Raw genomic sequence first — 22,515 nt, forward strand, 5'->3', positions numbered from 1 at the left:
CTCCCTTACCCCCCACCGCCGCGGCCCCCGCGCCCCTTCGGCGCCCAACCCCCCCACGTCCCCGTCAGATCCGCGCCAGCACGTCCAGGATCTCGACCGCGTGGCGGATGTCCTCGGTCAGCGGACGGTCGTCGAGACGCGGGTCCAGGACGGCCGACGCCGCCTCGTACGCGGCACGCACCGGCAGGTCGACCAGCTCCGCCTTCCGGATCCGCAGCGCCCGCACCGCCGCGACGAGTTCGCACGCCAGCACCTGCTGATACGCCGCCGCGGCGGCGGTCGCGGCCCGCGCGGCCTGCGTCGAGAAGCTCGCGTGGTCCTCGATCCCGCGTGACACCACCGCGGTGCCCAGCGTCGCGGGCAGCGCCGCCTGCCGCAGCTCGGTGAGCGCGTCGTGCGCGACGTACTCCAGGATCATCAGCCCGGAACTGCCCGGCGGCCCCGCCGCGAGGAACGGCCGCAGCCCGGTGAACTCCGGCTCCAGCAGATCTCCCAGCCGTGCCACGGAAAGCTCGGCGACCTGGTGCACCGTCGCGCGTGCCTGGTCCAGCGCCGTCGACACGTACGCGGTGTGGAAATGCGCGTGGTGGTAGGCGTCCTGATGCACCGTCGAGATCATCGGGTTTTCCGTGCTGGCGTTGATCTCCACGGCCAGCACGTCCCGCAGGTAGTGGATCGCGTCCAGCGCGGGACCCTGCACCTGCGGGAACGCCCGCAGTCCGAACGGGTCCTGGATCCGCCGACCCGGCGGGGGCGTGCCGTGCATTCCCAGCAGCCGTCGCATTTCCGCCGCGCACGCGACCTGTCCCGCGTGCGGACGCGCCTCGTGCACCGGCGTCGCGTACGCCTCGGGGTTGCCGTCGAGCGCGACGTAGGTCAATCCCGCGACGGCGTGGCTCGCGCGGGCCAGCGTGTCCAGCCGCATCGCGGAAAGCGTTGCTTCGGCCAGCGTCGCGGCGTTGCTGCTCATGAACGCGAGCGCGTCACCCGCGTGGACCGGCACCGGCGGGACCTCACCGTGCAGCCACGGTCGTTCCCCGGTGAGCGCCAACGCGGTCTCGGCCAGCGGGGCGAGGTCGCCGGTGCCGATCGCGCCGAACCGGTGCACCAGCGGCAGCGCCCCGGTCTTCACCGCCGTCGCGAGCGCGCCGATCAGCGCCGGGCTGGCGCCGGACCGCCCGGCGAGCAGCTGGTTGAGCCGGATCAGCATCATCGCCCGCACCTGGCCGCCGGGCATCGCGTCGCCGCTGCCGCCCGCGTGGCTGCGCAGCAGGCGGCGTCCGTGCTCGGCCGGGTCCTCGCCCGTGACGACGTCGTCCTTGTTCGCGCCGACACCGGTCGTGCGGCCGTAGACGATCCGCCGGGTGCTCAGGTCCTCGGCGAGTTTCCACGCGTGCTCGGCGCCACGGAGCGCGGCGATGGACACGTCGATGTCCAAGGGACCCTCGGTCGCCGCCGCCGTCACCACGTCCGCGCACCGCAGCGTCCGGCCGTCCACTCTGATCACCGGCAGCCTCCTTCCGACTGCCTCACACTATGAGGCCGCGCTCCGGTTATTTCGACGGCGGCTGCCACGGCGGCATGGTCCAGGACCAGTGCGGCACCGGCTCGCCGGTCGTGGTGTCCGCGCCGGGCGCGGAGAACAGCACGGCGAGGCGGCTGCCCCATTCGACGTAGCCGGCGAACGCGGCGCGGAACTCCGGGTCGGCGGGCAGGCCGACCTCGTCGGCGGCGTCGAGCAGCAGGGTGACCCAGCGGCGCCGCTGCTCTTCGGTGATCCCGCGGCCGGCGTGCCGGGAGATCATGTGCGGATGCCCGCCGTGCCGTCCGCTGTAGTCGGCCGGGCCGCCGAACACCTCGCCGAGCCAGGTCGCCACGTGCTCGACGTGCTGCGAGTCCATGTCCCGGAACACCGGTTCGAGCAGGGAGTCCTCCAGCACGTGCCGGTAGAAGACGTCGAGCAGTTCCACCAGCGCCGGACGCCCGCCCGCCCAGTCGTAGAGCGTCGGCGGCCGCGCGCCGCCCTCCCCGGCGACCGTGGTCGTCTCGTAGTGGCGCATCTCCTCGATCTCGCCCGCGAACCCGCCGATCGCGGCGAAGAACGCCGGGAACTCGGGGCCGGTGCGGAAGCCCTCGAGGTGGTCCTTCGCCGAAGTCCACCGGATCCGCAGGGTGTAGCGCGTAGGGTCCTCAGTGCAGCGGCCGAGTTCGTAGTCGACGCACTGGGGTGCCTTCGTGAGCGACTGCGCGGCACGAGAATAGGCGGCTTCGAACTCGGCGGAGGAGGCTTCGGGGATGCTGTAACGCACGTATTCGACGATCACCCGGCAAGGCAACCACCGGGTGCGTACCCGGGCAACCACGCACTTTCCGGTGCGTGGCACGGAGGGCTGCATGACGAAGCGGTACTACTGCGCGGTCGAGGTCGCCGTCGACGTCATCGGCGGCAAGTGGAAGCCGGTCATCCTGGCCCACCTCAAGGAGGGCGTGCACCGCTACGGCGAGCTCCGGCGGCGCATGCCGGGAGTGAGCGAAAAGATGCTCACCCAGCAACTGCGTGAGCTGGCGTCCGACGGGCTCGTCCGCCGGGAAAGCCTTGGGGGCAAGGTGCCGCACGTCGAATACCGGCTCACCGAGGACGGCGAAGCGCTGGGTCCGGCATTGAGCGCGCTGTTCGCGTGGGGCGAACGGCGCGCCGCGGCGGCCGGGATCGTCTTCGAGACGGCACCCGCGAGCTAGTCGGTTTCGTCCAGTCGCCGTTCCAGCGCGTCGAGATGGGTGGACCACAAACGCCGGTAGGGGGCGAGCCAGGCGTCGACCTCGGCCAGTGGTTCCGGCCGCAGCCGGTAGCAGCGGCGCTGCGCGGCCACCCGGACGGTCACCAGCCCGGCCTCCCGCAGTACCCGCAGGTGCTTGGACACCGCGGGCTGGCTCAGCTCCAGCTGCTCGACGAGTTCGCCGACGGACCGTTCGCCCTCGCGGAGCAGGTCGAGGATCGAACGCCGCCGGGGCTCGGCGAGGACGTCGAAGGTGCGCATCACACGGGAGATCTGACCGCAGCCGCATATTCCTGTCAAGGCATGTTCGGGCCCTGCGCGAGTTCGCCGGGCGGCCTGGCCGCCGCCTCCGTGAGCAGTTCGGCGAGCACCGCTGTGTCCACATCGGACAGTCGCTTGAAACGGACGCAGCTCTTCCCGATCGACGCCTTCGGCAGCCGCTCGGCATACGACTCGGCCAGGTAGCGCTCGCCGACTATGGACGTGACGTAGAGCGCGGACCAGCTCGTGCAGTGCGCGCAGCTCGCCCCTCCGGGGCTCGGTGAGCGCCGACAGGTACTCCTCGTGCGTGGCCGCCGTCGATTTCCCTGCATGGCCATGGTGCCTCCCGGGAGTGTCGGTGGTGCGCATTATCGTGCCGGGGTGAAGTTCACGGGATTCGGGGAACACGCCGTCGATTTCTTCGACGGGCTGATCGCGGACAACTCCAAGCCGTACTGGGAAGACAACCTGGACGTGTACAAGGCGGACGTGCGCGCGCCGATGGAGGCCCTGCTCGCGGAGCTGGCGCCGGAGTTCGGCGAGGGCTTCGGCGACCCGAAGGTTTTCCGGCCGTACCGCGATGTCCGGTTCGCCAAGGACAAGACGCTGTACAAGACGCACTGCGGCGGCGTCATCGAGCAGGGACGAGGGGGCGGCGCGTACTACGTCGAGGTCGGCCCGGAGGGGCTGCGGGTCGGCGGTGGCTGCTTCCACCTGGCGTCCGACCAGCTGGCACGCTTCCGCGCCGCCGTCGACACCGAGCTGCACGGCACGGCGCTGGAAAAGCTCCTCGCGAAACTGAAGCGGGCGGGCTGGGAGATCAACGGCGACCGGCTCAAATCGCGGCCGCGCGGCTTCGCCGAGGACCACCCCCGCATCGACCTGCTCCGCTACCGCTCGGTCTACGCCGTCCGCGCCTGGGAGCCGGACGACGTGCTGCACGAACGCGGCTCCCTCGACCGGGTGCGCAAGGCATGGCGTCAGGTCCGCGCCTTCAACGAGTGGGCCCGCGATCGGGTGGGCCCCAGCGAGCAGCCCCGCCGCTGACGCCCGCGCACGCGGCGCGATGCCCCGGGCACGCCGTTGGCAACGTGCGCCGTCTCGAACGCCCCCTTCGGGATATCAGCCGCCGCACAGATGTCGCGAACGGAGCGTTCGCGACGATCAATGCCGCCCCGCGGAGCCCATCGCCACGACCAGCCCCATGAACAACACGCATCCCACGGGTCGCGCGTTCCTGCACGCGCCGGACTCCCGTCGAGGAAGTCTTCGCAGCACTCAACGCCGTGAAGGACTCCTTACCGGCGCTGAACGCTGTGAAGGCCCCCTTCACGGCGCCACAATCCGCTGCCGCCAGAGTTTGCTGCTGTCCCGGCCGGTCGTCGCGAGCAGCACGGAGCCGCCGCTCGCGAACGCCGTGATCTCGGGTGTGTCCTCCGGCAGCGGCAGCTCGGCTGGGCCCTCGCAGCCGGGGCCGTAACGCCACAGCCGGGTCTTCCCGCCGATCTTGCCGGTCACGACGGAGATCCCGGCGTCCCGGCTCAGCCCGGTCACCTCCAGCAGCTGGGCTCTCGGCACCTCGGGGCCGCCGAGGACCATCGGCCGCCACGCCGTCCCGTCCCGCTGCCAGCACGCCAGCCGCTGCGGGCCACCGTCCGGGCGCGCGGCGACACCGACCGCGACGCAGGAGTCACGGCAGGTGATCCGCCAGGCCGAAACGTCCCAGGACCCGTCCGCAGGAAGCGCTTCCCGGCGCCAGGAGCGGCCGTCACCCGAGGTCCACGCGGTCGGCGAGAGCCGCTCGGACCGGACATCGCCCACCGCGACGAACCCGTCCCCGGCCCGGGTCGTCGCGAGGATCCGCGTCCGCGCGCCTTCCGTGCTCAGCAACGCGGGGTCGTCGTCCAGCCGCGACCAGACGGCACCGTCCGCCGAGACCCACACCGCCGCGCCGGCACCCCCGCGCGGGTGATCCCACTGTCCGCTCAGGACATACGTCGAGGGCCCGGCCGCGCTGCCGGTGACGGTGATCGCCCTCGGGCCGCCCAGCAGCTCCATGCCCTGCGGGTGTTCGTCCAGCGCGGCCGGGCCGCCGGTCCAGATCGTCGGCCGCGGGTTGCCGTGCGCGCCGCCGAACGCGGAGCCCAGCGCGAGGATCCGGTCGCCGTCGATCGCGGGCACGGTCAGCTCGGCTTGCCGGGCGTACCCGCTCCGGGCGTGCAGCGTCATCGGCTCCCAGCGCCCGGCACGCCACGTCCACGCGCCCGGTGCGCGGCCTTCCGCGCCGGGCACCGAGCCGAACGCGCGCACTTCGGCGGCCAGTGGCGCAAATCCCAGTACCCGCGCGTCCGGGGCGGGCGGGGGGACGGGCTCCCAGGCCGGGCGCTCGGGCCCGGCGGGTGAGGTGCCGCAGGCCGAGGCGAGGAAAACGGCCACGACGACGGCGATCCGCGCAACCGGCGACATGTTCACGGAGGTTACGCGACCCCGGCTGTTCTGAACACGTCCACTTGAACTTTCGGGATCGGTACAGACGAAACCGGGACGAGGTACTACGCTGTGCGAACGTGAGCCGACGCGCGAAGATCGTTTGTACCCTTGGCCCTGCCACCGCCACGGCGGAGAAGATGCGGGCACTCGTCGACGCCGGGATGGACGTCGCGAGGATGAACTTCAGCCACGGCAGCCACAGCGACCACAAGCAGGTCTACGACCTCGTCCGCGCCGCGGCCGCCGAGTCGGGCAAGGCGGTCGGCATCCTCGCCGACCTGCAGGGCCCGAAGATCCGCCTGGGCACGTTCGCGGGCGGCCCTGTCGAATGGCACGCCGGCGACGTCGTGCGCATCACCGTCGAGGACATCGCGGGCACCCACGACCGCGTCTCGACCACCTACAAGGGCCTCGCCAAGGACGCCAAGCCCGGCGACCGGCTGCTCGTCGACGACGGCAAGGTCGGCCTCGTGGTCAAGGAGGTCGACGGCCAGGACGTCGTCTGCGAGGTGACCGAGGGTGGCCCGGTCAGCAACAACAAGGGCGTTTCGCTGCCCGGTATGGACGTCTCCGTCCCCGCACTGTCCGAAAAGGACATCGAGGACCTGGAGTTCGCCCTTGAGCTCGGTGTCGACTTCATCGCGCTGTCGTTCGTCCGCTCGCCCGCCGATATCGACCTGGTGCACCAGGTCATGGACCGGGTCGGCAAGGGCCGCAAGCCGGTGGTCGCCAAGATCGAGAAGCCCGAGGCCGTCTACAACCTCGAAGCGGTCGTGCTGGCCTTCGACGCGGTGATGGTCGCCCGCGGCGACCTCGGTGTCGAGCTGCCGCTGGAGCAGGTCCCGCTGGTGCAGAAGCGCGCCATCCAGATCTGCCGCGAGAACGCGAAGCCGGTCATCGTCGCGACGCAGATGCTCGAATCGATGATCAACAACTCGCGCCCGACCCGCGCCGAGGCCTCCGACGTCGCGAACGCGGTCCTCGACGGCACCGACGCGGTGATGCTCTCCGGCGAGACCAGCGTCGGCCGCTACCCGATCGAGACGGTCGAGACCATGAGCCGGATCGTCGAGGCGGTCGAGACCGACTCGCCGGTCGTGCCGCCGCTCTCGCACGTCCCGCGCACCAAGCGCGGCGTGATCTCCTACGCTGCCCGTGACATCGGCGAGCGGCTCAACGCCAAGGCGCTGGTGGCGTTCACGCAGTCCGGCGACACCGTGCGGCGGCTCGCCCGCCTGCACACGCGGCTGCCGCTGCTGGCGTTCACCCCGGAGGAAAGCGTTCGCAGTCAGCTCGCGATGACCTGGGGCACCACCACCCGCATCGTGCCCAAAGTGGACTCGACCGACCAGATGATCCGGCAGGTCGACCACGCGATGCTGGAGATGGGCAAGTACGCCAAGGGTGATCTGGTCGTCATCGTCGCGGGTTCCCCGCCGGGGACCGTCGGCTCGACCAACCTGATCCGCGTCCATCGCCTCGGTGAAGACGACCACGCATAGCGGACCCACCGGGCGCCTGGGGCATAAAGTGCGGGCATGACTGAGATGGCCAGGGAAGCCGCCACCGGGCTGGATTCGGCGACCGGTGGCGGTCAGCCCGTGCTGGACCGGCTGATCGCGCTGCTCGATCTGGAGAAGATCGAGGAGAACATCTTCCGCGGCGTCTCGCCGGCGCACTCGCCGGTGCGCGTGTTCGGCGGCCAGGTCGCCGGGCAGGCGCTCGTCGCCGCCGGGCGCACGGTCCCCGCCGAGCGCAAGGTCCATTCGCTGCACGCGTACTTCATCCGCGGCGGTGACCCGAGCGTGCCGATCATCTACGAGGTCGACCGCATTCGCGACGGCCGTTCGTTCACCACCCGCCGGGTCGTCGCGATCCAGCACGGGAAGGCGATCTTCTCGCTGTCGGCGTCGTTCCAGACGGACGAGCCGGGTATCGAGCACGCCGAGACGATGCCGGACGTGCCGGACCCGGAATCGCTGCCGACGCTGATGGAACGTGCCGAGGGCTACTCGATCGGCCACCACGGCCTGCCGCGCCCGATCGATCTGCGCTACGTCAACGAGCCGCCGTGGGTCACCCGGGAGACCGGCGAACACCCGGCGCGCAACCAGGTGTGGATGCGCGCCGACGGCAAGCTCGGCGACGAGCAGCTGCTGCACGTCTGCGTGCTGACCTATGCCTCGGACATGACCCTGCTCGACTCGGTGCTGGCGCGGCACGGCGTCTACTGGGACCTCGACAAGGTCCTCGGTGCCAGCCTGGACCACGCGCTGTGGTTCCACCGTCCGTTCCGGGCCGACGAGTGGTTTCTCTACGACAGCGCCTCGCCAACGGCGTCGGGTGCGCGGGGGCTGGCCACCGGCCGGTTCTTCGCCGCGGACGGGACGCTCATCGCGACCGTGGTCCAAGAAGGACTGCTGCGCGTGCTCTGAGTGGTACCACTCCGCGCGACATTCACGCTTTCGTGCGATGGAAAAGCGGAATAGTCACCGCGATAACGGGGCAATAGCGGTGCGGTGGTGAGACCGGGACCGATCGGGGGACGGCCCCGGGCTCACCACCGCCGAAAACGACCGGGCGACTGCCGTGGTACCCGGGCGTTGTCGTCTACCCTGCTCACAAGGCGTCAGCACGCTGCCGCCCCGCTTACGACGTGAGGATACAAGGCCGATCTGCAAATTGCAGATCGATCACCGGGTTAACCCCGGGATCGACGCGGGTTAATCTTCCACCAAGTGCCGAGTTGACTGGTTAGATGCCAGTACGAGAAAGCGCTTCAGCGCCGGAGAGCCGGAGGTGTCGTGATGGCAAGGGGTCAGGGTCCCACCGTTCGCCGCCGGAGACTCGCGAGCGAGCTGCGCCGGTTCCGGGAGGCCGCGGATCTGACCATCGACGAGGTGGGCGAGAAGCTCGAGTGCTCCGCGTCGAAGATCAGCCGCATCGAGACCGGGCACGTCGGGGTCACCCCGCGTGACGCGCGGGACATGCTCGCGCTGTACGGGATCACCGGCGACGAGCAGGAGGTGCTCGTCCAGCTCGCCAGGGAGGCCCGCAAGCGCGGCTGGTGGCACGCCTACAACGAGGTCTTCACCGGCACCTTCGTCGGGCTCGAGGCGGACGCGAGTTCGCTGCGCGCGTTCCAGGCGCTGCTGGTCCCCGGACTGCTGCAGACCGAGCGCTACGCCCGCGCGGTGATCAGGGCCATGCGCCCGGACGCGGAGGAGGCCGAGCTCCGGCGCCGCGTCGCCGCGCGGATGGCGCGCCAGGAACTGTTCGCCGACGCCTCGCCGCCGGAGTACTGGGCGGTGATCGACGAGGCCGTGCTGCACCGCGTGGTGGACAGCGCCGAGGTGATGGCCGAGCAGCTGTACCGGATGGTGTCGATGGCCGGGCGGCCGAACGTCACCATCCAGGTCGTGCCGTTCGGCACCGGCGCCCACCCCGGGATGGAGGGTCCGTTCCTGATCATGGGCTTCCCCGAGCAGGCCGATGCCGACGTGGTCTACGTGGACAGCACGTCCAGCGGCCTCTACCTGGAGGAACCCCCCGATGTCCGGCGCTACGCGCTGATGTTCGACCACCTGCGCGCGGCGGCACTGAAGCCGGACGACTCGGTCGAGGTGATCGCCGAGGCCGCCGGCCGGTTCGCCGAACAGGCGGCCGCGCCGGGTCCAGTGCACCATCACCGAATCCAGGACGTGGTCCAGGAAGATTGCTAAGGAAGTGGGGTCATGATGCCGGACACCGAACTTTCGCGTGCCCACTGGCGTAAGAGCAGCCACAGCGGCGGCGGTAACGACTGCGTCGAGATCGCCTTCGTCGGCGACGGCGCCGCGGTACGCGATTCGAAGGATCCCGAAGGGGGTGCCTTCCGCTTGCCCGCCTCGGGCTGGCAGGGTCTCCTGGCCGCCCTGCGCGACTGAGCCCCGGCGGCCCTCACTCGACCCCTTACCCCCGCTGAGCTGGTTTTAGGCGGAAGTAAGGGGTCGAGTCGCGTCCAGGTCGGGGTGATCACCCGATGCCGGAGGCCACCCCTCAGGACGACTCTGAGTGTCAGCAACGAACTGAGGGACAAGGGGAAGCACATGAACACCGATCTGCTCCTGGACGCGGTACGGGCCGAAGCCGCCTACCGGGCCGAGGAGCTGAAGAAGGCGGGCCGCGGTGAGTGGGTCGGCCGGGTCCGGCGTGCGACGCGCCGGATGCGGGCCGAGCGGTTCACCGACGTCGAGGTGCCCGCGCAGCGCCGGCACGGCTCCGAGCGGGCCTCGGCGGGCGTGAGCGAGACCACCCGGTAAGGGACCCGCGAGACGGAAATCGATGAAGAAGTTGTCGGTGGGGTAGGCGAGAATGCCTCTCGTGCCCAGACTCGGTTCCGGTATCCCGCTCGTCGGCCGCACCCAGGAGATGCGGCGGCTCGGTGCCGCCTTCGCCCGCGCCGAACGGGGGGAGGCGGGAGCGGTACTGCTGTCCGGGGACGCCGGGGTCGGCAAGACGAGGCTGCTCACCGAGCTCGGCGAGCACGTCGCCACCCGCGGCGCGCTGGTACTGACCGGCCGCTGCATCGACGTGCGGGAGGGCGGTCTGCCCTACCTCCCGTTCGCCGAGGCACTGGCCCCGCTCGGCACGGCGGCGGAACCGGGGATAGCCGCCGCCGTCCGGGCCCGGCCGGCGCTGGGCAGGCTGCTGCCGCAGGGCCAGGAGCCGGACATGCCCTCGGCAGGGGAGTACGGGCAGGTGACCGCCAACGAGCGGGAGGCCATGCAGCGGCCACGGGCGGAACAGGATCTCGGTCAGCTCCAGCTGTTCGACGCGGTACTGGGGGTGCTGACCGAGATCGCCGCCGCCCGGCCGGTGGTGATCCTGCTGGAGGACCTGCACTGGGCGGACCGCTCCACCCGCAACCTGCTCTCCTTCCTGCTCACCCGGCTGCGGTCGCAGCGATTGCTGGTGGTGGGCAGCTACCGCGAGGAGGACGTCCACCGGCGGCATCCGCTGCGGGCCCTGCTCGCCGAGCTGGTGCGGCTGGCCACCGTCGAGCGGGTCGAGCTGCTCCCGTTCGGCACCGCCGAGGCGCGCGCGTTCGTCGAGGCGCTGTCCGACGAGCCGCTCGGGGCCGACGTGGTGGCCGACATCGCCAGCCGCTCGGAGGGGAACCCGTTCTTCGCCGAGGAACTGCTGGCCAGTTCGGCCGAGTGCCGTGACCTGCCCGCCGGGCTCGCCGAGGTGCTGCTCGCCCGGCTGGAACGGCTGGCGCCCGACACCCGGCGCGTGCTGCGGGTGATCTCGGTGGCCAACGACGATTCGGTGTCCCACGCGGCACTGGCCGAGATCGCCGGGCTCGGCGAGTCCGAACTGGACGAAGCACTGCGCGAGGCCGTGCAGCACCACGTCCTGGTGATCGAGAACGGGTTCTACGCCTTCCGGCACGCGCTGCTGCAGGAAGCGGTGTACGGCGATCTGCTGCCGGGGGAGCGGGGCCGGATGCACGCGGCGTACGCGGTGCGGATCCAGGCCATGCCGCAGGGGCGCGGGCACGACGCCAAGCTGGCGTATCACAGCCTGGAGAGCAAGGACTTCGCGACGGCGCTCCCGGCGTTGTGGCGGGCGATGGCGGAGGCCGAGAAGCTGGGCGCGCCCGGCGCCGCGCTCCGGCACGTCGAGCAGGCACTGTCCATTTGGGACGCCGTGCCCGAGGCGGGCAGGCCCGAGGGCGTCGACGAGCTGAGGCTGCTGCACAACGCTTCCTATTTCGCGGGGACCGCGGGCGAACCCGAACGGGCCGCGGCGTACGCGCGCTCGGCCACCCAGGAGCTGACGCCGGACATCCCGCTCGAACGCGCCGCCGGGGCGTGGCGGCGGCTGGCCGAGACGCTGCTGTCCCAGGAGGGCACCGTCGACGAGGCCTCGGCCGCGATCGACCGCGCCTGGGCGCTGGTCGAGCACACCGAGCCCAGCGCGGCGCGGGCGTGGGTGCTGGCCAGCAGGGCCGGGATCCTGCGGGTGCTCGACCAGTACGAGGAGGCGCTGGAGAGCGCGCTCACCGCGGTGTCCGACGCGCGGACGGTGGGCGCGATGGGCGCCGAGGCCTCCGCGCTGGTCACCCTCGGCACACTCGCCGACTCCTCGGGGGATCCGGCGGAAGCACGCGAGCGGCTGTGCCAGGCGATCGACAAGGCCCGGGAAGCCGGGGCACTGAACGTCGAGGTGCGGGCGATGTACTTCCTCGCGCTGAGCTACGACGACCAGGCCGAGATCGCGGCGGCGCTGGAGCACGTCGAGCGCGGGGTGCGCCGGGCCGAGGAATCCGGGCTGACCTGGAGCGCGTACGGGCTCGAACTCCGCGCCCGGCATCTGCAGCTGCGGTACCTCAGCGGCGACTGGCCGGACGAGGACGCGGCGGGCAGGGCGGGGCGCGGGGTGTCCAGCGCGGTCGCGGCGCGGATCCTCGGGGTCTGGGCGTTGTTCGTGGTTTCGCGCGGGCGGTTCGACACGGCAGAGCGGCTGCTCCCCGGCTTGCGCAGGCATTGGCCGTCCGACATCCAGATCGCGTTGTCGGGAGGGGACGCGGTCAGTCAGCTCGCCTACTGGCGAGGGCGGTACGCCGAGGCGGTGCACGCGGCCGAGGAACTGATCGACTGGCTGGAGAAGATCGAACCCTCCCTGCTCGGCGGGATCAGGATCGCCGCGCACGGGGCGGCGGCCGCGGCCGCGCTGGCGGCGGATGGCCGGAGCCGGGGCGAGCAGCGGGTGGCCGAGGAGGCGATGGCGGCGGGGGAACGCTTCCTCGCGCACGGCCGCCGGTGCGCCGCCGAGGGCATGCCGAGGTCGGGCACGCTCGGCCCCGAGGGCCGGGCCTGGGTGGCCCGGCTGGAGGCCGCCGCGAGCGGGCTCGGCGGCGATCCCGAACCGCGGCTGTGGGCGGAGGCGGCCGAGGCGTTCGGCTACGGCGCGGTGTACGAGCAGGCGTTCTGCCGGTGGCAGTACGCGCGGGCGCTGCTCGCCTCCGGTGCCGACGTCGCCGAGGCCACGGCCGCGCTGGAGGCCGCGCACAAGGTCGCCGCCGAGCTGGACGCGGTACCGCTGCGCGACGCCGTCCGCGATCTGGGGCACCGCGCCCGCATCGAACTGGCCGGTGCCGCCGCGCCGTCCGGTACCGAGGGCGCCCGCACCCCGGCGGACCCGCTGACCGATCGGGAACGTGACGTGCTGGAGCGTGTGGCGCTCGGGCGCACCAACCGCCAGGTCGGCGCGGAGCTGTACATCAGCGAGAAGACCGTGAGCGTGCACCTGTCGCGGGTGATGGCCAAACTCGGCGCGAGCCGCCGCGCCGAAGCTGTCGCCATCGCCTACGACCGCGGCCTCCTCGCCGCCCCCGCACCGTCCGAATAGGACGGCCTAATCGCGTTGCGCTCATTTGTCCTTTGTGGACCGTGATGCCGTGAAGGGGTCCTTCGCGGCATTGGGTGGACCCGGGGACGGGTGACTTGCCGGGGGTGTTGCTCGTGGGCTCGTCGCGACGGCCGGGTCTTCGCGCGGCGGCGTCGCCTGTCGCGAACGCTCCGTTCGCGACGTTCAACGTCGCGAACGGAGCGTTCAGGACCAAGGCGCGGCGCCCTGGACAGCCGCCGGGCCCCGTCCCGAACGACGCTCAGTTCGAGACCGGGGCGCCATCCGCGCCACCCTTACCGTGAATGTCACTTTGAGGGGCCTGACGATCCGGGATCCGCGCGTCAGCGCCAGGGCAGGTGGCGCAGCGCCTTGAGCCCGGCGGTCAGGCCGCGCGCCCACACCGAGCCGGGCACCCCGCGGCCCGGCCGCAGCGCGAGTCCGCGCTGGATCGCGATCGACTGGGATTCGGTGTATTTCAACAACCCTTCGGCGCCGTTGCGGCGTCCGACGCCGGATTCCTTCATTCCGCCCATAGGCACGCCGACACTGCCGAACGTCGCCGCGTAGCCCTCGTTCACGTTGACCGTGCCCGCCTTCAGCCGCGCCGCGACCTCCCAGCCCGCGCGCCCGTTGCGTGACCAGACACTCGCGTTGAGCCCGAACGGCGTGTCGTTCGCGGCCTCGATCGCCTCGGTGACGTCGGTGTAGCCGTAGACCGAAACGACCGGGCCGAACGTCTCGTCGGCGAACGGCGTCATCTCCGGCGTGACTCCGGAAAGGACGGTCGGCTCGTAGAACAGCGGCCCCAGGTCGGGCCGCGCCCGGCCGCCCGTCAGCACCTGTGCGCCCTTCGACCGGGCGTCCTCGACGTGCCGCGACACGGTCCGCAGCTGGTCCTCCGAGGTCAGCGAACCCATCTGCGCGTGGAAGTCCAGCGCGCCGCCGAGCCGCAGCGCGGCCGTCTTCGCGACGAACGCGCGGGTGAACTCCTCGCGGATGTCCTCGTGCACGTAGATCCGCTCGACCGACACGCACAGCTGGCCCGCCGAGGAGAAGCACGCGGTCACCGCGCCCGCGGCGGCCTTGGCGACGTCGGCGTCGGGCAGCACGATCATCGGGTTCTTGCCGCCGAGTTCGAGCGAGTAGCTGGTCAGCCGCTTCGCCACCTGCCCGGCCAGTTCCTTGCCCGTGGGCGTGGAACCGGTGAAGCACAGGTAATCCGACTCCTCGACGAGCGCCGCGCCGATCCGCGAGCCGCGGCCGAGCACGATCTGCCACACGTCGTCCGGGAGCCCCGCTTCGGACGCGAGTTCGTGCAGCCACAGCGCGGAAAGCGCGGTCTGGTTGTCCGGCTTCTGCACCACGGTGTTGCCCGCGGCGAGCGCGGGGAAGACGTCCATCGCGGTCAGGGCGAGGGGGTAGTTCCACGGCGAGATGATCCCGACGACGCCTTTCGGGTGCCGGATCTCGCCGGTCTTCGTGAGGCCGGGGATGACGCCCGCCGCGCGCCGCGGCGCCAGGATCTTGGCGCTGTGTTTCCCGTAGTAGGCGGCGACCAGCGCGGCCGCGCTCACCTCGTCGAACGCGTCGAGCCGGGCCTTGCCCGCCTCGATCTGGACCAGGTCGAGCACCTCACGCTGACGTTCGAGGATCAGGTCGTGCAGCCGGACGAGCACCTGCTGACGTTCCCGCACCGGGCGCTCGGCCCAGTCGCGCTGCGCCGCGCGTGCGGTGGCGAAGGCCGCGCGGACCTCGGGGTCGCCCGCCTGCGGGAGGGTCGCGATCGGCTTCCCGGTGAAGGGCGCGGGCATCCGGACCGGTGCGTTGTCGGCGCCGCCGGTCACCCGGGCGACGAGCTGGGCCGCGCGGGCCGCCGAAGGTCCGGAGGGCACGTTCCCGACCGTGCCGGTGAGGACTGTGCGGTCAATGCCGTCGTGGTCCACGTTCGCCGGTGTCGTGCTGGTCATGCGATCGCTCCGTTCCGCCGAGACGACGTCCGGGCACGCCGGCGCCGCAAAGGTGTTACCCGCGAGTAAACCATACCGGCGGTACGGAGAAAAGTTAGACGTGAATAAGATTCATATTATGGCGTGGCGTCCTCGTAGAGCATGGTGGCGATCCGCTTCCATTCGTCGAGCAGCTGTCGGCGCCGTTTCGGGTCGCCGCCGAGTTCCGCGTCCAGTGCGAGTCCCCTGGTCAGGTTGACTGTCAGCCAGAACAACAACTGCGCGCGCTCCGGCGGCAGCTCGCCCGCGACCTCGGTGACGTGCTTCAGGGTGGCGCGGCCGAGTGCCCGGTCGACCGGGCGGATCGCCGCGCGCAGTTCGGGGTCGGTCCTCGCCGCCACCCACAGTTCGGTGACCGCGGTGGACAGTGTCCCCGAATAGCCCTCCCAGAGCAGGTCGATCGCCGCCGCGACACCGCGGCCGCCGCTGGGCAGCTCCGCGAGCGAGGAGGCCAGCTGTTCCCGCAGCCGCGTCGTCAGGTGTTCGACCGCGGTCGCCATCAGCTCGGCCTTCGTGGCGAAATGGTGCTGTACGGCGCCTTTCGACACCCCGGCGCGGGCGCAGACCTCCTGCACGGTCGTCCGCGCGTGGCCGAGTTCGACCAGGCAGTCGATCGTCGCGTCGAGCAGTGCCGTGCGGGTCTGCTCGCGGCGTTCGGCCTGCGTGCGGTGGGCCTTCGCCGCGGGCGCCCGTGTTACCTCGGTCACCTGAAACCCCCGCTTCACCACTTTACGTTCAGTCCGGTACGGATGTACATTCCAGCCAGAACTTACATTCCCAGCGTCATGTTTTCCAGTGCCGCTCGTGCTCAGGAGGCGTCGCCGTGCCGTTGCAGATCCAGAAGAGCTCGTGGAGCACCACCGAGCTCGAAGACCTGCGGGAGCTGTCCCGGACGTTCATGCAGAAGGAACTGGTGCCGCACCAGGAACGCTGGGCCAAGGAGAAGCGGCTCGACCGCGAGGTGTGGACCAAGGCGGGCGAGATCGGCCTGCTCGCGCTGTCCATCCCGGAGGAGTACGGCGGTGGCGGCGGGACCTTCGCCCACGAGGCGGTGCTGTACGAGGAGCAGGCCCGTTCCGGCGACAGCGCGTGGGGCGTTTCCGTCCACAATGGAATCGTCGCGCACTACATCCTCGCGTATGCCAGCGAAGAGAAGAAGCGCGAGTGGCTGCCGAAGTTCGCCACCGGCGAGCTCGTCGGCGCGGTCGCGATGACCGAGCCCGGCACCGGTTCGGACCTGCAGGGCATCAAGACCCGTGCGGTCCGCGACGGCGACCACTACGTCATCAACGGCGCCAAGACCTTCATCACCAACGGCTACCACGCCGATCTGGTGGTCGTCGCGTGCAAGACCGATCCGGACGCGGGCGCGCAGGGCGTGTCGCTGATCGCGGTCGAGACCGACACTCCCGGCTTCCGCCGCGGCCGTGTGCTGGACAAGGTCGGGCTCAAGGGCCAGGACACCGCCGAGCTGTTCTTCGACGACGTCCGCGTGCCCGTCGCCAACCTGCTCGGCGAGGAGGAGGGGCAGGGCTTCATCCAGCTGATGCTGCAGCTGCCGCAGGAACGGCTGATCATCGCCGTCACCGCGGTGGCCGGGATGGAGGCCGCGATCGACCTCACGCTGGACTACACCAAGGAGCGCACCGCGTTCGGCAGGCCCATCTTCTCCTTCCAGAACACCAAGTTCACCCTCGCCGAGGCGGCCACCGAAGCCGCGGTGGCGCGGGCCTTCCTCGACCAGTGCATCGAACGGCACCTCAAGGGCGAGCTCGACGTGCAGGGCGCGGCGATGGCGAAACTGTGGACCACCGAGCGCGTCAACAAGGTCATCGACGACTGCGTGCAGCTGTTCGGCGGCTACGGCTACATGACCGAGTACCCGATCGCGCGGGCCTGGACCGACGTCCGGATCTCGCGGATCTTCGGCGGCACCAGCGAGATCATGAAGGAAATCATCTCCCGTACGCTCTGATCCGCTTGCCGCGCAAGGCTTGTGCCGCAAAGAAGGGACACACCCATGAAGGCTGGTCCGCTGAGCGGGCTGAAGGTCGTCGAACTCGCCGGGCTCGCGCCGGGGCCGTTCGCCACCATGATCCTCGCCGACCTCGGTGCCGACGTCGTCCGCGTCGACCGCGCCACCCCCGGCGAGGACGTGCTCGGGCTCTCGAACGATCCGCTGGCGCGCGGCCGCCGGTCGGCCGGGATCAACACCAAGACCCCCGAAGGCGTCGAACTCGTCCTCAAGCTCGCCGACACCGCCGACGTGCTGATCGAGGGTTTCCGGCCCGGCGTGGCCGAACGGATCGGCCTCGGCCCCGACGTCGTGCACGCCCGCAACCCGCGGCTGGTCTACGGCCGGATGACCGGCTGGGGTCAGGACGGGCCCCTGGCCAAGGCGGCGGGGCACGACATCAACTACATCGGCATCGCGGGCGCGCTCGAACCCATCGGACGGCAGGGGGAGCGGCCGGTGCCGCCGCTCAACCTGGTCGGCGACTTCGGCGGTGGTGGCCTGCTGCTGGCCATGGGCATCCTCGCCGCGCTGTACGAGCGGACGTCGTCGGGCAAGGGGCAGGTCGTCGACGCGTCCATGGTGGACGGTGCCGCGCTGCTCACCACGAGCCTGCACGGGATGCGCGCGGCCGGTGTGTGGCCGGGCGAGCGTGGCGACAACATGCTCGACGGCGGCGCCCCGTTCTACGACACCTACGAGACCGCCGACGGCAAGTACGTCGCGGTCGGCGCGATCGAGATGCGGTTCTGGGGCGACCTGGTCAAGGTGCTCGGCCTGAACCCGGAAGAACTCCCGTTGCACGTCGACAAGTCACAGTGGCCGAAGCTGCGGGAGATCGTCGCCGAGGCGATCGCCCGGCACACCCGCGACGAGCTCTGCGCCCGCGCGGAGGGCACCGACGCGTGCCTGACGCCGGTCCTTTCCCCCGGCGAGGCCGCGCAGCACCCGCACAACGCGGCACGCGGCACGTTCGTCGACGTCGGCGGTCTGGTGCAGCCCGCACCGGCACCGCGGTTCGACCGGACTCCGCCCGGCACGCCGGAAGCCCCGCACGACAAGGGATCCGACACGCTCGGAGTGCTGGACGAACTGGGCCTGGGCGAGGACGAGATCGCGAAACTGCGGGAAGCCGGCGCTATCGCCTGACTTGAGGCTGGGCTACTCCGTTGTCCGTGAGATCGTCGCGGACAACGGAGTAAAGCACGTTGTCCCGCCATTTCCCGTCGCGGAAGCCGTAACCGCGCAGGACGCCCTCGCGGGTGAACCCCGCCTTCTCCAGCGAGCGTTGCTCGGCGCGGTTGCCGACCTCGGTGGTCGCTTCGACGCGGTTGAGCTGGGTGTGCGCGAACAGGTAACGCACCAGCAGGCGCTGGGCTTCGGTGCCGTAGCCGTGCCCGCGCGCTTCGGGCGCCAGGACGAGGCCGATCGTCCAGCAGTACGACGTGGGGCTGGTCCGGCTGCGGTGCCAGGAAACCAGCCCGACCGGGCGGTCGCCGAGCGTCGCGATGAGCATGCCGCTGTCGGTGGTGAGCATGCCGGTCTCGTGCCAGCGGCGGCGCAGGTAACCGGGGTCGTGCCAGCCGTACCACTGGAAGTCGCCGGTCGCCTCGGGATCGTTGGTCAGCGCTTCCAACAGGCCGAGATCCCCTTCGGAGACCGGGCGGAGCGCCACTCTGTCGGCCGGATCCCTGTCGGCTTCGTCGTCCATGGCCGGAGCGTAGCCGTCCGAACGCCCGGTGTCGCGAGCGGTCTTCAGCCGAAGCTGCCGTGCCGCCCCGCGCCCCCGGCGAACCGCGCCGCGCCGTCGGCCGCTTCCCCTGCCAGCGTCCCGGCGCCCATGGCACCGGCGAACTCGGCCCGCAGAGCGTCCTCTTCGGACAGTCCGAACTGGAGGTACGCCGAACGGCGGTCACCCCGCAGGCAGGTCTGCGGGAACGCGGCCAGCTGCCGGGCGAGTTCCTGTGCCGCGGAAACCGCCTCCCCCTCGGGCACCACGCGGTTCGCCAGCCCGATGGCCTGCGCCTCGGTGGCGTCGACCGGCCTGCCGGTGAGGATCATGTCCATCGCGCGCGACTGCCCGATCAGCCGGGGCAGCCGCACCGTGCCGCCGTCGATCAGCGGGACGCCCCAGCGGCGGCAGAACACGCCGAACACCGCGGTGGCGTCCGCGATCCGCAGATCGCACCACAGCGCGAGCTCGAGCCCGCCCGCGACGGCGTGGCCCGAGACCGCGGCCAGCACCGGCTTGCCCAGCGCCATCCGGGTCGGGCCCATCGGGCCGTCCCCGCCGGGCGCGAGGCGGTTCATCCGTTCGGTGCCGACGGCCTTGAGGTCGGCGCCCGCGCAGAACGCGCCGCCCGCGCCGGTCAGGACCGCGACCGAGGCCTCGTCGTCGGCGTCGAAGGCCCGGAAGGCCTCGGCGAGCGCCGCGGCGGTGGGGCCGTCGACGGCGTTGCGGGCCTCCGGACGGTTGATCGTGATCGTCGTCACCGAGTCCGCGCGCTCGACCAGGACGTTTTCCGCCATCGCTGCTCCTGTGGGTGGTGTTCGGGTGTTTTCCCGGCTCGGGGCTCCTAGAGTAGGGAGCACGTCCCGCGGTGCGCGCGGGGTTCGAGGTGACGCAGTGGCTCCCGGGGCGGCACCGCGCCGGACACGGAGGGGGAGAGATGTCCAGCGGACTGAAGAAGGTCCTCATCATCGCGGTGGTCCTGCTCGTCCTGTTCTTCCTGATCACCCAGCCGAACCAGTCCGCGGGAGTCGTCCACACCGCGCTCGGCTGGCTCAAGAACGGCGCGGAGGCGATCGTGACGTTCTTCCGGAGCCTCTTCCAGTAATTCCGCGCTCTGCGTGACCAGCGGCGGGACATTATCCCGCCGCCGGTTACTGTGCGTCCTCGATCGGGTGGATCACGGATTGTGACCGATCCCAGATTTCGGTCCCGCCGCTCGACCATCCGGGTGGATTGGCCTCGAGAAACCCCAGGTCAACGAATTCGTAGCAGTTGGGGTATGGCGGAGGACACCACTCCGGCCCTACGGTCCTCACATTGCGTGATCGGCCGGTTCCCCGCTCCCCGGGACACCGCGCCGGGCACGCGGATTATCGGTCGTTGGTGCAGTTCAACGTGGTGCGCACAGCGTGCGGTGGCGGGCGTCGGGGCCCGCCCAGTCGGGGACCAATGAGGAGGCAGGGATGACCGGAGATCCCGGAGTGGACGCGCTGATCCAGCAGTGGGCCGCCGAGCGCGAGCAGAGCGCCGAAGAGCGCGAGGTCCACCGGATCGCGTCCGCGTGGCTCGCCGAAGCTCCACAGCCCGCCGCGCCGGGGATCCCCGGCCAGCGCGAACGGTCCGGACCGGCGCGCTGGGCGCCGGTCGAGGCCGCGGACCCCGGCTACCTCGACGCGATGCGCCGCAGGCTGCCCGAGGTCCCGGAGGAACTGCTCGTCGCTGCCGCGAGCTGGTGGCAGATGGTCGGCGGCGTCGCCGAGGCCGAACAGTGGTGGGACGCCGGGATCAGCCCGCTCGACCAGCGCGCGCTCGACTACCGGGCGGCCGGCCTGGCACCGTCCGACCTCGCGCGCAGGCTCGGGCCGATGACCGTGCTCCAGCACCTGCGCCGGGGCAGCGCGCCCGCCTGGTGCGTGGCCCGCCTCGCCCGCCAGCAGAAGACCGCCTGAAGGCTTCGCCCCGTTCCGCCGGGTGAAACCGGCGTGCCGAGCCGATCGGACGGGCCCGCGTAACGCTAACCTGCGCGGGCTCGTTGAAGGATCGACCGACGACACGCTGGAGGACCGGAGTTCCGTGCGCACCACCGGAGAAACCGAGGAAGAAACAACCTCCCCGGCCGCGCCGGCACCGGTGCGCCGGAGACCGGGCACCGCGGTGCTGGGCAGGCTCGCGATCGTGGTCGCCGTGGTCGCGGTCGCGGGCGGCGGGGTGTGGCTGGTCACCAAGGCGTCCGCGCCGGTGGCGAGCCCGACCACCACGGACATCCCGGCGTTGCAGGTCAAGGCCGCGGACGTGCAGCCGGGCTCCGTCGTGCCGGTCAGCGCCGTCGTCGCGGGCGGCGAACAGCCGACCGCCCCGCAACAGGCCGAAAAGCAGCAGCCGAAGCCAGGGGACAAGAACCCGCTCGCCACCTGGGCCACCCAGATGGCAGCGGCGACCGGCGTCCCGGCGCGGGCGCTGCGGGCCTACGGCAACGCGGAGCTCGCGCTGCGCGCGAACCAGCCGGCCTGCAAGATCTCGTGGGCCACGCTGGCCGGTATCGGCCGGATCGAGTCCAACCACGGCCAGTACGGCGGGGCGGTGCTCCAGGAGAACGGACTGCCGTCGAAGCCGATCGTCGGCGTCCCGCTCGACGGGTCGCCCGGCGTCGCGGCGATCAACGAGGGCGACAGCCCGGCGCACGCGATGGGGCCGATGCAGTTCATCCCCAGCACCTGGCGGAAGTGGGCGTCGGACGGCAACGGCGACGGGCTGGGCGATCCGCAGCAGATCGACGACGCGGCGTTGACCGCGGCCCGCTACCTGTGCGCCGGCGGCCGGGACATGGCGAGCCCGGCGGGCTGGTGGGCCGGGATCCTGTCCTACAACAACTCGACCGAATACGCGCAGAAGGTCTTCGGTCTCGCCGACGGATACGCGAAGGCGGCGCAGGCGGCCAAGGGCAGGGCCTGAGCCCGGACCGAGCCGTCCGCTCTCAGCAGGCCAGTGCTAGCGTCGAAGCCGTGCCAGCACGTTCAGCCCCGGCGGGTTCCAGCACCGGGCGCCGACTCCTGATCGTCGGCGTCTGCCTGGTGAGCCTGGCTGGTGCCTGCGGTCTCGCCTGGTGGCAGTGGGACCGGTTCACCTCGGCGAGCGGGACGTTCCAGAACCTCGGCTACGTCCTGCAGTGGCCGCTGTTCGGGCTGTTCCCGGCGTTCATGTTCTGGCGCATCCGGCAGCTGCGGCTGCGTGCCGCGCAGCAGGACGCGCCGGAAACCGCGCGGCCCGCGCCGCGCGTGGACGTCCCCGCCCCTCGCCGCGCCGTGCCCGCGGTGGCCGTGGCCGACGAGGACGACGAGCTGGCCGCCTACAACCGATACCTGCGCGAGCTGCACGCCCGTGACCAGGAGACCAGCAGGCCAGAGACCAGCAGGCCAGAGTGAGGAAGACCGCATGACCACTCGAACTGACGCTGACGCCGCGCGGACCGGCGCGCCCGCGCTGTCCGGCCCGCTCCTCCGGTTCCGCGTTTCCGCCTACGTCACCGGTATCGGCCTGCTCGGGCTGTGCTTCGTGATGGTGCTGCGCTACGGCTTCGCCCTGCCCGAGCCGTCCGCGATCTACTCGCCGATCCACGGCGTGCTGTACATGATCTACCTGGTGCTCACGATCGACCTCGCGATCAAGGCCCGCTTCTCGATCAAGGGCACCGTGCTGGTGCTGCTCGCCGGCTGCGTGCCGTTCGTGTCGTTCCTGGTCGAACGCCGCGTCACCCACCGGGTCCAGGCAGGCCAGAAGCTCTGACGGACGTGCCGTTAAGGCCACCTTACGGGCGTCCGACGCCCGTAAGGTGGCCTGAAC

Annotated in this window: 24 protein-coding genes; 15 read left to right on the forward strand and 9 right to left on the reverse strand. The window is 71.3% G+C overall.

Translation table 11 applies throughout. The features are described from left to right. Positions 1–64 precede the first annotated feature (64 nt). Both ACFW0G_RS41665 and ACFW0G_RS41670 read right to left on the reverse strand, forming a co-directional pair. The gene (locus tag ACFW0G_RS41665) at positions 65–1,507 is read right to left on the reverse strand and encodes an aromatic amino acid ammonia-lyase (protein ID WP_378331065.1); all 1,443 of its coding nucleotides are present in this window, start codon (positions 1,505–1,507) and stop codon (positions 65–67) included. Between the two features lie 46 nt (positions 1,508–1,553). After that, the gene (locus ACFW0G_RS41670; protein ID WP_378331066.1) at positions 1,554–2,324 is read right to left on the reverse strand and encodes a group II truncated hemoglobin; all 771 of its coding nucleotides are present in this window, start codon (positions 2,322–2,324) and stop codon (positions 1,554–1,556) included. Positions 2,325–2,394: 70 nt separating this feature from the next. Here ACFW0G_RS41670 and ACFW0G_RS41675 point away from each other — a divergent pair, with 70 nt between their 5' ends. Then, positions 2,395–2,739 (forward strand): winged helix-turn-helix transcriptional regulator, encoded by a 345-nt coding sequence (locus ACFW0G_RS41675; RefSeq protein WP_378331067.1) that lies wholly within the window; start codon positions 2,395–2,397, stop codon positions 2,737–2,739. Here the strand turns inward: ACFW0G_RS41675 and ACFW0G_RS41680 are convergent. After that, positions 2,736–3,041 (reverse strand): ArsR/SmtB family transcription factor, encoded by a 306-nt coding sequence (locus tag ACFW0G_RS41680; protein ID WP_378331068.1) that lies wholly within the window; start codon positions 3,039–3,041, stop codon positions 2,736–2,738. The two genes, ACFW0G_RS41675 and ACFW0G_RS41680, sit on opposite strands and share 4 nt — an antisense overlap. Before the next feature lie 32 nt (positions 3,042–3,073). Then, positions 3,074–3,376, reverse strand: a complete 303-nt coding sequence (locus tag ACFW0G_RS41685) for a hypothetical protein (protein WP_378331069.1) — start codon at positions 3,374–3,376, stop codon at positions 3,074–3,076. A gap of 43 nt (positions 3,377–3,419) precedes the next feature. Between ACFW0G_RS41685 and ACFW0G_RS41690 the strand changes: the two genes are divergently transcribed. Then, positions 3,420–4,085 (forward strand): DUF2461 domain-containing protein, encoded by a 666-nt coding sequence (locus tag ACFW0G_RS41690; protein WP_378331070.1) that lies wholly within the window; start codon positions 3,420–3,422, stop codon positions 4,083–4,085. A gap of 282 nt (positions 4,086–4,367) precedes the next feature. Here the strand turns inward: ACFW0G_RS41690 and ACFW0G_RS41695 are convergent, their stop codons facing one another. Continuing rightward, positions 4,368–5,504: a hypothetical protein gene (locus ACFW0G_RS41695; protein WP_378331071.1), complete on the reverse strand. Its 1,137-nt coding sequence runs from the start codon at positions 5,502–5,504 to the stop codon at positions 4,368–4,370. A 101-nt stretch (positions 5,505–5,605) separates the two neighbouring features. Here ACFW0G_RS41695 and pyk point away from each other — a divergent pair, with 101 nt between their 5' ends. The 6 genes from pyk (at position 5,606) to ACFW0G_RS41725 (ending at position 12,923) form a co-directional block, all read left to right on the forward strand. After that, a complete protein-coding gene (gene pyk, locus ACFW0G_RS41700) occupies positions 5,606–7,030 on the forward strand; it encodes a pyruvate kinase (protein ID WP_378331072.1) in 1,425 nt (474 codons plus the stop codon). A 36-nt stretch (positions 7,031–7,066) separates the two neighbouring features. Next, complete coding sequence (gene tesB / locus ACFW0G_RS41705) at positions 7,067–7,963, forward strand: acyl-CoA thioesterase II (RefSeq protein WP_378331073.1); 897 nt, start codon at positions 7,067–7,069, stop codon at positions 7,961–7,963. 372 nt (positions 7,964–8,335) lie between these two features. Further along, positions 8,336–9,250: a helix-turn-helix domain-containing protein gene (locus tag ACFW0G_RS41710; protein ID WP_378331074.1), complete on the forward strand. Its 915-nt coding sequence runs from the start codon at positions 8,336–8,338 to the stop codon at positions 9,248–9,250. A gap of 12 nt (positions 9,251–9,262) precedes the next feature. Next, positions 9,263–9,454, forward strand: a complete 192-nt coding sequence (locus tag ACFW0G_RS41715; protein WP_378331075.1) for a DUF397 domain-containing protein — start codon at positions 9,263–9,265, stop codon at positions 9,452–9,454. Between the two features lie 162 nt (positions 9,455–9,616). After that, positions 9,617–9,829 carry a hypothetical protein gene (locus ACFW0G_RS41720; protein ID WP_378331076.1) on the forward strand — a complete coding sequence of 71 codons (213 nt, stop codon included), beginning with the start codon at positions 9,617–9,619 and terminating at the stop codon, positions 9,827–9,829. 52 nt (positions 9,830–9,881) lie between these two features. Continuing rightward, positions 9,882–12,923 (forward strand): helix-turn-helix transcriptional regulator, encoded by a 3,042-nt coding sequence (locus tag ACFW0G_RS41725; RefSeq protein WP_378331077.1) that lies wholly within the window; start codon positions 9,882–9,884, stop codon positions 12,921–12,923. A 341-nt stretch (positions 12,924–13,264) separates the two neighbouring features. Here the strand turns inward: ACFW0G_RS41725 and ACFW0G_RS41730 are convergent, their stop codons facing one another. Further along, positions 13,265–14,890, reverse strand: coding sequence for a succinic semialdehyde dehydrogenase (locus tag ACFW0G_RS41730; protein WP_378331078.1), 1,626 nt, complete (start codon positions 14,888–14,890; stop codon positions 13,265–13,267). Between the two features lie 116 nt (positions 14,891–15,006). Next, positions 15,007–15,636, reverse strand: coding sequence for a TetR/AcrR family transcriptional regulator (locus ACFW0G_RS41735; protein WP_378331079.1), 630 nt, complete (start codon positions 15,634–15,636; stop codon positions 15,007–15,009). A 116-nt stretch (positions 15,637–15,752) separates the two neighbouring features. On the opposite strand from ACFW0G_RS41735, the gene ACFW0G_RS41740 reads away from it, so the two are divergent. Further along, positions 15,753–16,904 (forward strand): acyl-CoA dehydrogenase family protein, encoded by a 1,152-nt coding sequence (locus tag ACFW0G_RS41740; RefSeq protein WP_378331080.1) that lies wholly within the window; start codon positions 15,753–15,755, stop codon positions 16,902–16,904. A 45-nt stretch (positions 16,905–16,949) separates the two neighbouring features. Continuing rightward, a complete protein-coding gene (locus tag ACFW0G_RS41745) occupies positions 16,950–18,092 on the forward strand; it encodes a CaiB/BaiF CoA transferase family protein (RefSeq protein ID WP_378331081.1) in 1,143 nt (380 codons plus the stop codon). Here ACFW0G_RS41745 and ACFW0G_RS41750 read toward each other — a convergent pair. Together ACFW0G_RS41750 and ACFW0G_RS41755 are read right to left on the reverse strand one after the other, a co-directional pair. Next, positions 18,082–18,654 carry a GNAT family N-acetyltransferase gene (locus ACFW0G_RS41750; protein WP_378331082.1) on the reverse strand — a complete coding sequence of 191 codons (573 nt, stop codon included), beginning with the start codon at positions 18,652–18,654 and terminating at the stop codon, positions 18,082–18,084. The two genes, ACFW0G_RS41745 and ACFW0G_RS41750, sit on opposite strands and share 11 nt — an antisense overlap. Positions 18,655–18,698: 44 nt before the next feature. After that, entirely contained in the window at positions 18,699–19,472 is a 774-nt protein-coding gene (locus ACFW0G_RS41755) for a crotonase/enoyl-CoA hydratase family protein (protein WP_378331083.1), read from the reverse strand. A gap of 140 nt (positions 19,473–19,612) precedes the next feature. On the opposite strand from ACFW0G_RS41755, the gene ACFW0G_RS41760 reads away from it, so the two are divergent. The 5 genes from ACFW0G_RS41760 (at position 19,613) to ACFW0G_RS41780 (ending at position 22,458) form a co-directional block, all read left to right on the forward strand. Then, positions 19,613–19,780, forward strand: a complete 168-nt coding sequence (locus ACFW0G_RS41760; protein WP_378331084.1) for a hypothetical protein — start codon at positions 19,613–19,615, stop codon at positions 19,778–19,780. 358 nt (positions 19,781–20,138) lie between these two features. Beyond that, positions 20,139–20,624: a helix-turn-helix transcriptional regulator gene (locus ACFW0G_RS41765; protein WP_378331085.1), complete on the forward strand. Its 486-nt coding sequence runs from the start codon at positions 20,139–20,141 to the stop codon at positions 20,622–20,624. A 124-nt stretch (positions 20,625–20,748) separates the two neighbouring features. Continuing rightward, positions 20,749–21,627 carry a lytic transglycosylase domain-containing protein gene (locus ACFW0G_RS41770; protein WP_378331086.1) on the forward strand — a complete coding sequence of 293 codons (879 nt, stop codon included), beginning with the start codon at positions 20,749–20,751 and terminating at the stop codon, positions 21,625–21,627. A 50-nt stretch (positions 21,628–21,677) separates the two neighbouring features. Next, positions 21,678–22,097, forward strand: coding sequence for a hypothetical protein (locus tag ACFW0G_RS41775; protein ID WP_378331087.1), 420 nt, complete (start codon positions 21,678–21,680; stop codon positions 22,095–22,097). Between the two features lie 10 nt (positions 22,098–22,107). Further along, complete coding sequence (locus tag ACFW0G_RS41780) at positions 22,108–22,458, forward strand: DUF3817 domain-containing protein (protein WP_378331088.1); 351 nt, start codon at positions 22,108–22,110, stop codon at positions 22,456–22,458. The last annotated feature ends 57 nt before the right edge of the window (positions 22,459–22,515 follow it).

The organism is Amycolatopsis sp. NPDC058986 (genome assembly GCF_042741125.1).
Lineage (GTDB): Bacteria > Actinomycetota > Actinomycetes > Mycobacteriales > Pseudonocardiaceae > Amycolatopsis.

Bases quoted from the DNA above. Each gene is read 5' to 3' on its own strand.
- ACFW0G_RS41675 (WP_378331067.1), top strand. From the start codon at position 2,395: ATGACGAAGCGGTACTACTGCGCGGTCGAGGTCGCCGTCGACGTCATC.
- ACFW0G_RS41685 (WP_378331069.1), bottom strand. From the start codon at position 3,376: ATGGCCATGCAGGGAAATCGACGGCGGCCACGCACGAGGAGTACCTGT.
- ACFW0G_RS41695 (WP_378331071.1), bottom strand. From the start codon at position 5,504: ATGTCGCCGGTTGCGCGGATCGCCGTCGTCGTGGCCGTTTTCCTCGCC.
- tesB (WP_378331073.1), top strand. From the start codon at position 7,067: ATGACTGAGATGGCCAGGGAAGCCGCCACCGGGCTGGATTCGGCGACC.
- ACFW0G_RS41710 (WP_378331074.1), top strand. From the start codon at position 8,336: ATGGCAAGGGGTCAGGGTCCCACCGTTCGCCGCCGGAGACTCGCGAGC.
- ACFW0G_RS41715 (WP_378331075.1), top strand. From the start codon at position 9,263: ATGATGCCGGACACCGAACTTTCGCGTGCCCACTGGCGTAAGAGCAGC.
- ACFW0G_RS41720 (WP_378331076.1), top strand. From the start codon at position 9,617: ATGAACACCGATCTGCTCCTGGACGCGGTACGGGCCGAAGCCGCCTAC.
- ACFW0G_RS41725 (WP_378331077.1), top strand. From the start codon at position 9,882: ATGCCTCTCGTGCCCAGACTCGGTTCCGGTATCCCGCTCGTCGGCCGC.
- ACFW0G_RS41730 (WP_378331078.1), bottom strand. From the start codon at position 14,890: ATGACCAGCACGACACCGGCGAACGTGGACCACGACGGCATTGACCGC.
- ACFW0G_RS41745 (WP_378331081.1), top strand. From the start codon at position 16,950: ATGAAGGCTGGTCCGCTGAGCGGGCTGAAGGTCGTCGAACTCGCCGGG.
- ACFW0G_RS41750 (WP_378331082.1), bottom strand. From the start codon at position 18,654: ATGGACGACGAAGCCGACAGGGATCCGGCCGACAGAGTGGCGCTCCGC.
- ACFW0G_RS41755 (WP_378331083.1), bottom strand. From the start codon at position 19,472: ATGGCGGAAAACGTCCTGGTCGAGCGCGCGGACTCGGTGACGACGATC.
- ACFW0G_RS41760 (WP_378331084.1), top strand. From the start codon at position 19,613: ATGTCCAGCGGACTGAAGAAGGTCCTCATCATCGCGGTGGTCCTGCTC.
- ACFW0G_RS41765 (WP_378331085.1), top strand. From the start codon at position 20,139: ATGACCGGAGATCCCGGAGTGGACGCGCTGATCCAGCAGTGGGCCGCC.
- ACFW0G_RS41780 (WP_378331088.1), top strand. From the start codon at position 22,108: ATGACCACTCGAACTGACGCTGACGCCGCGCGGACCGGCGCGCCCGCG.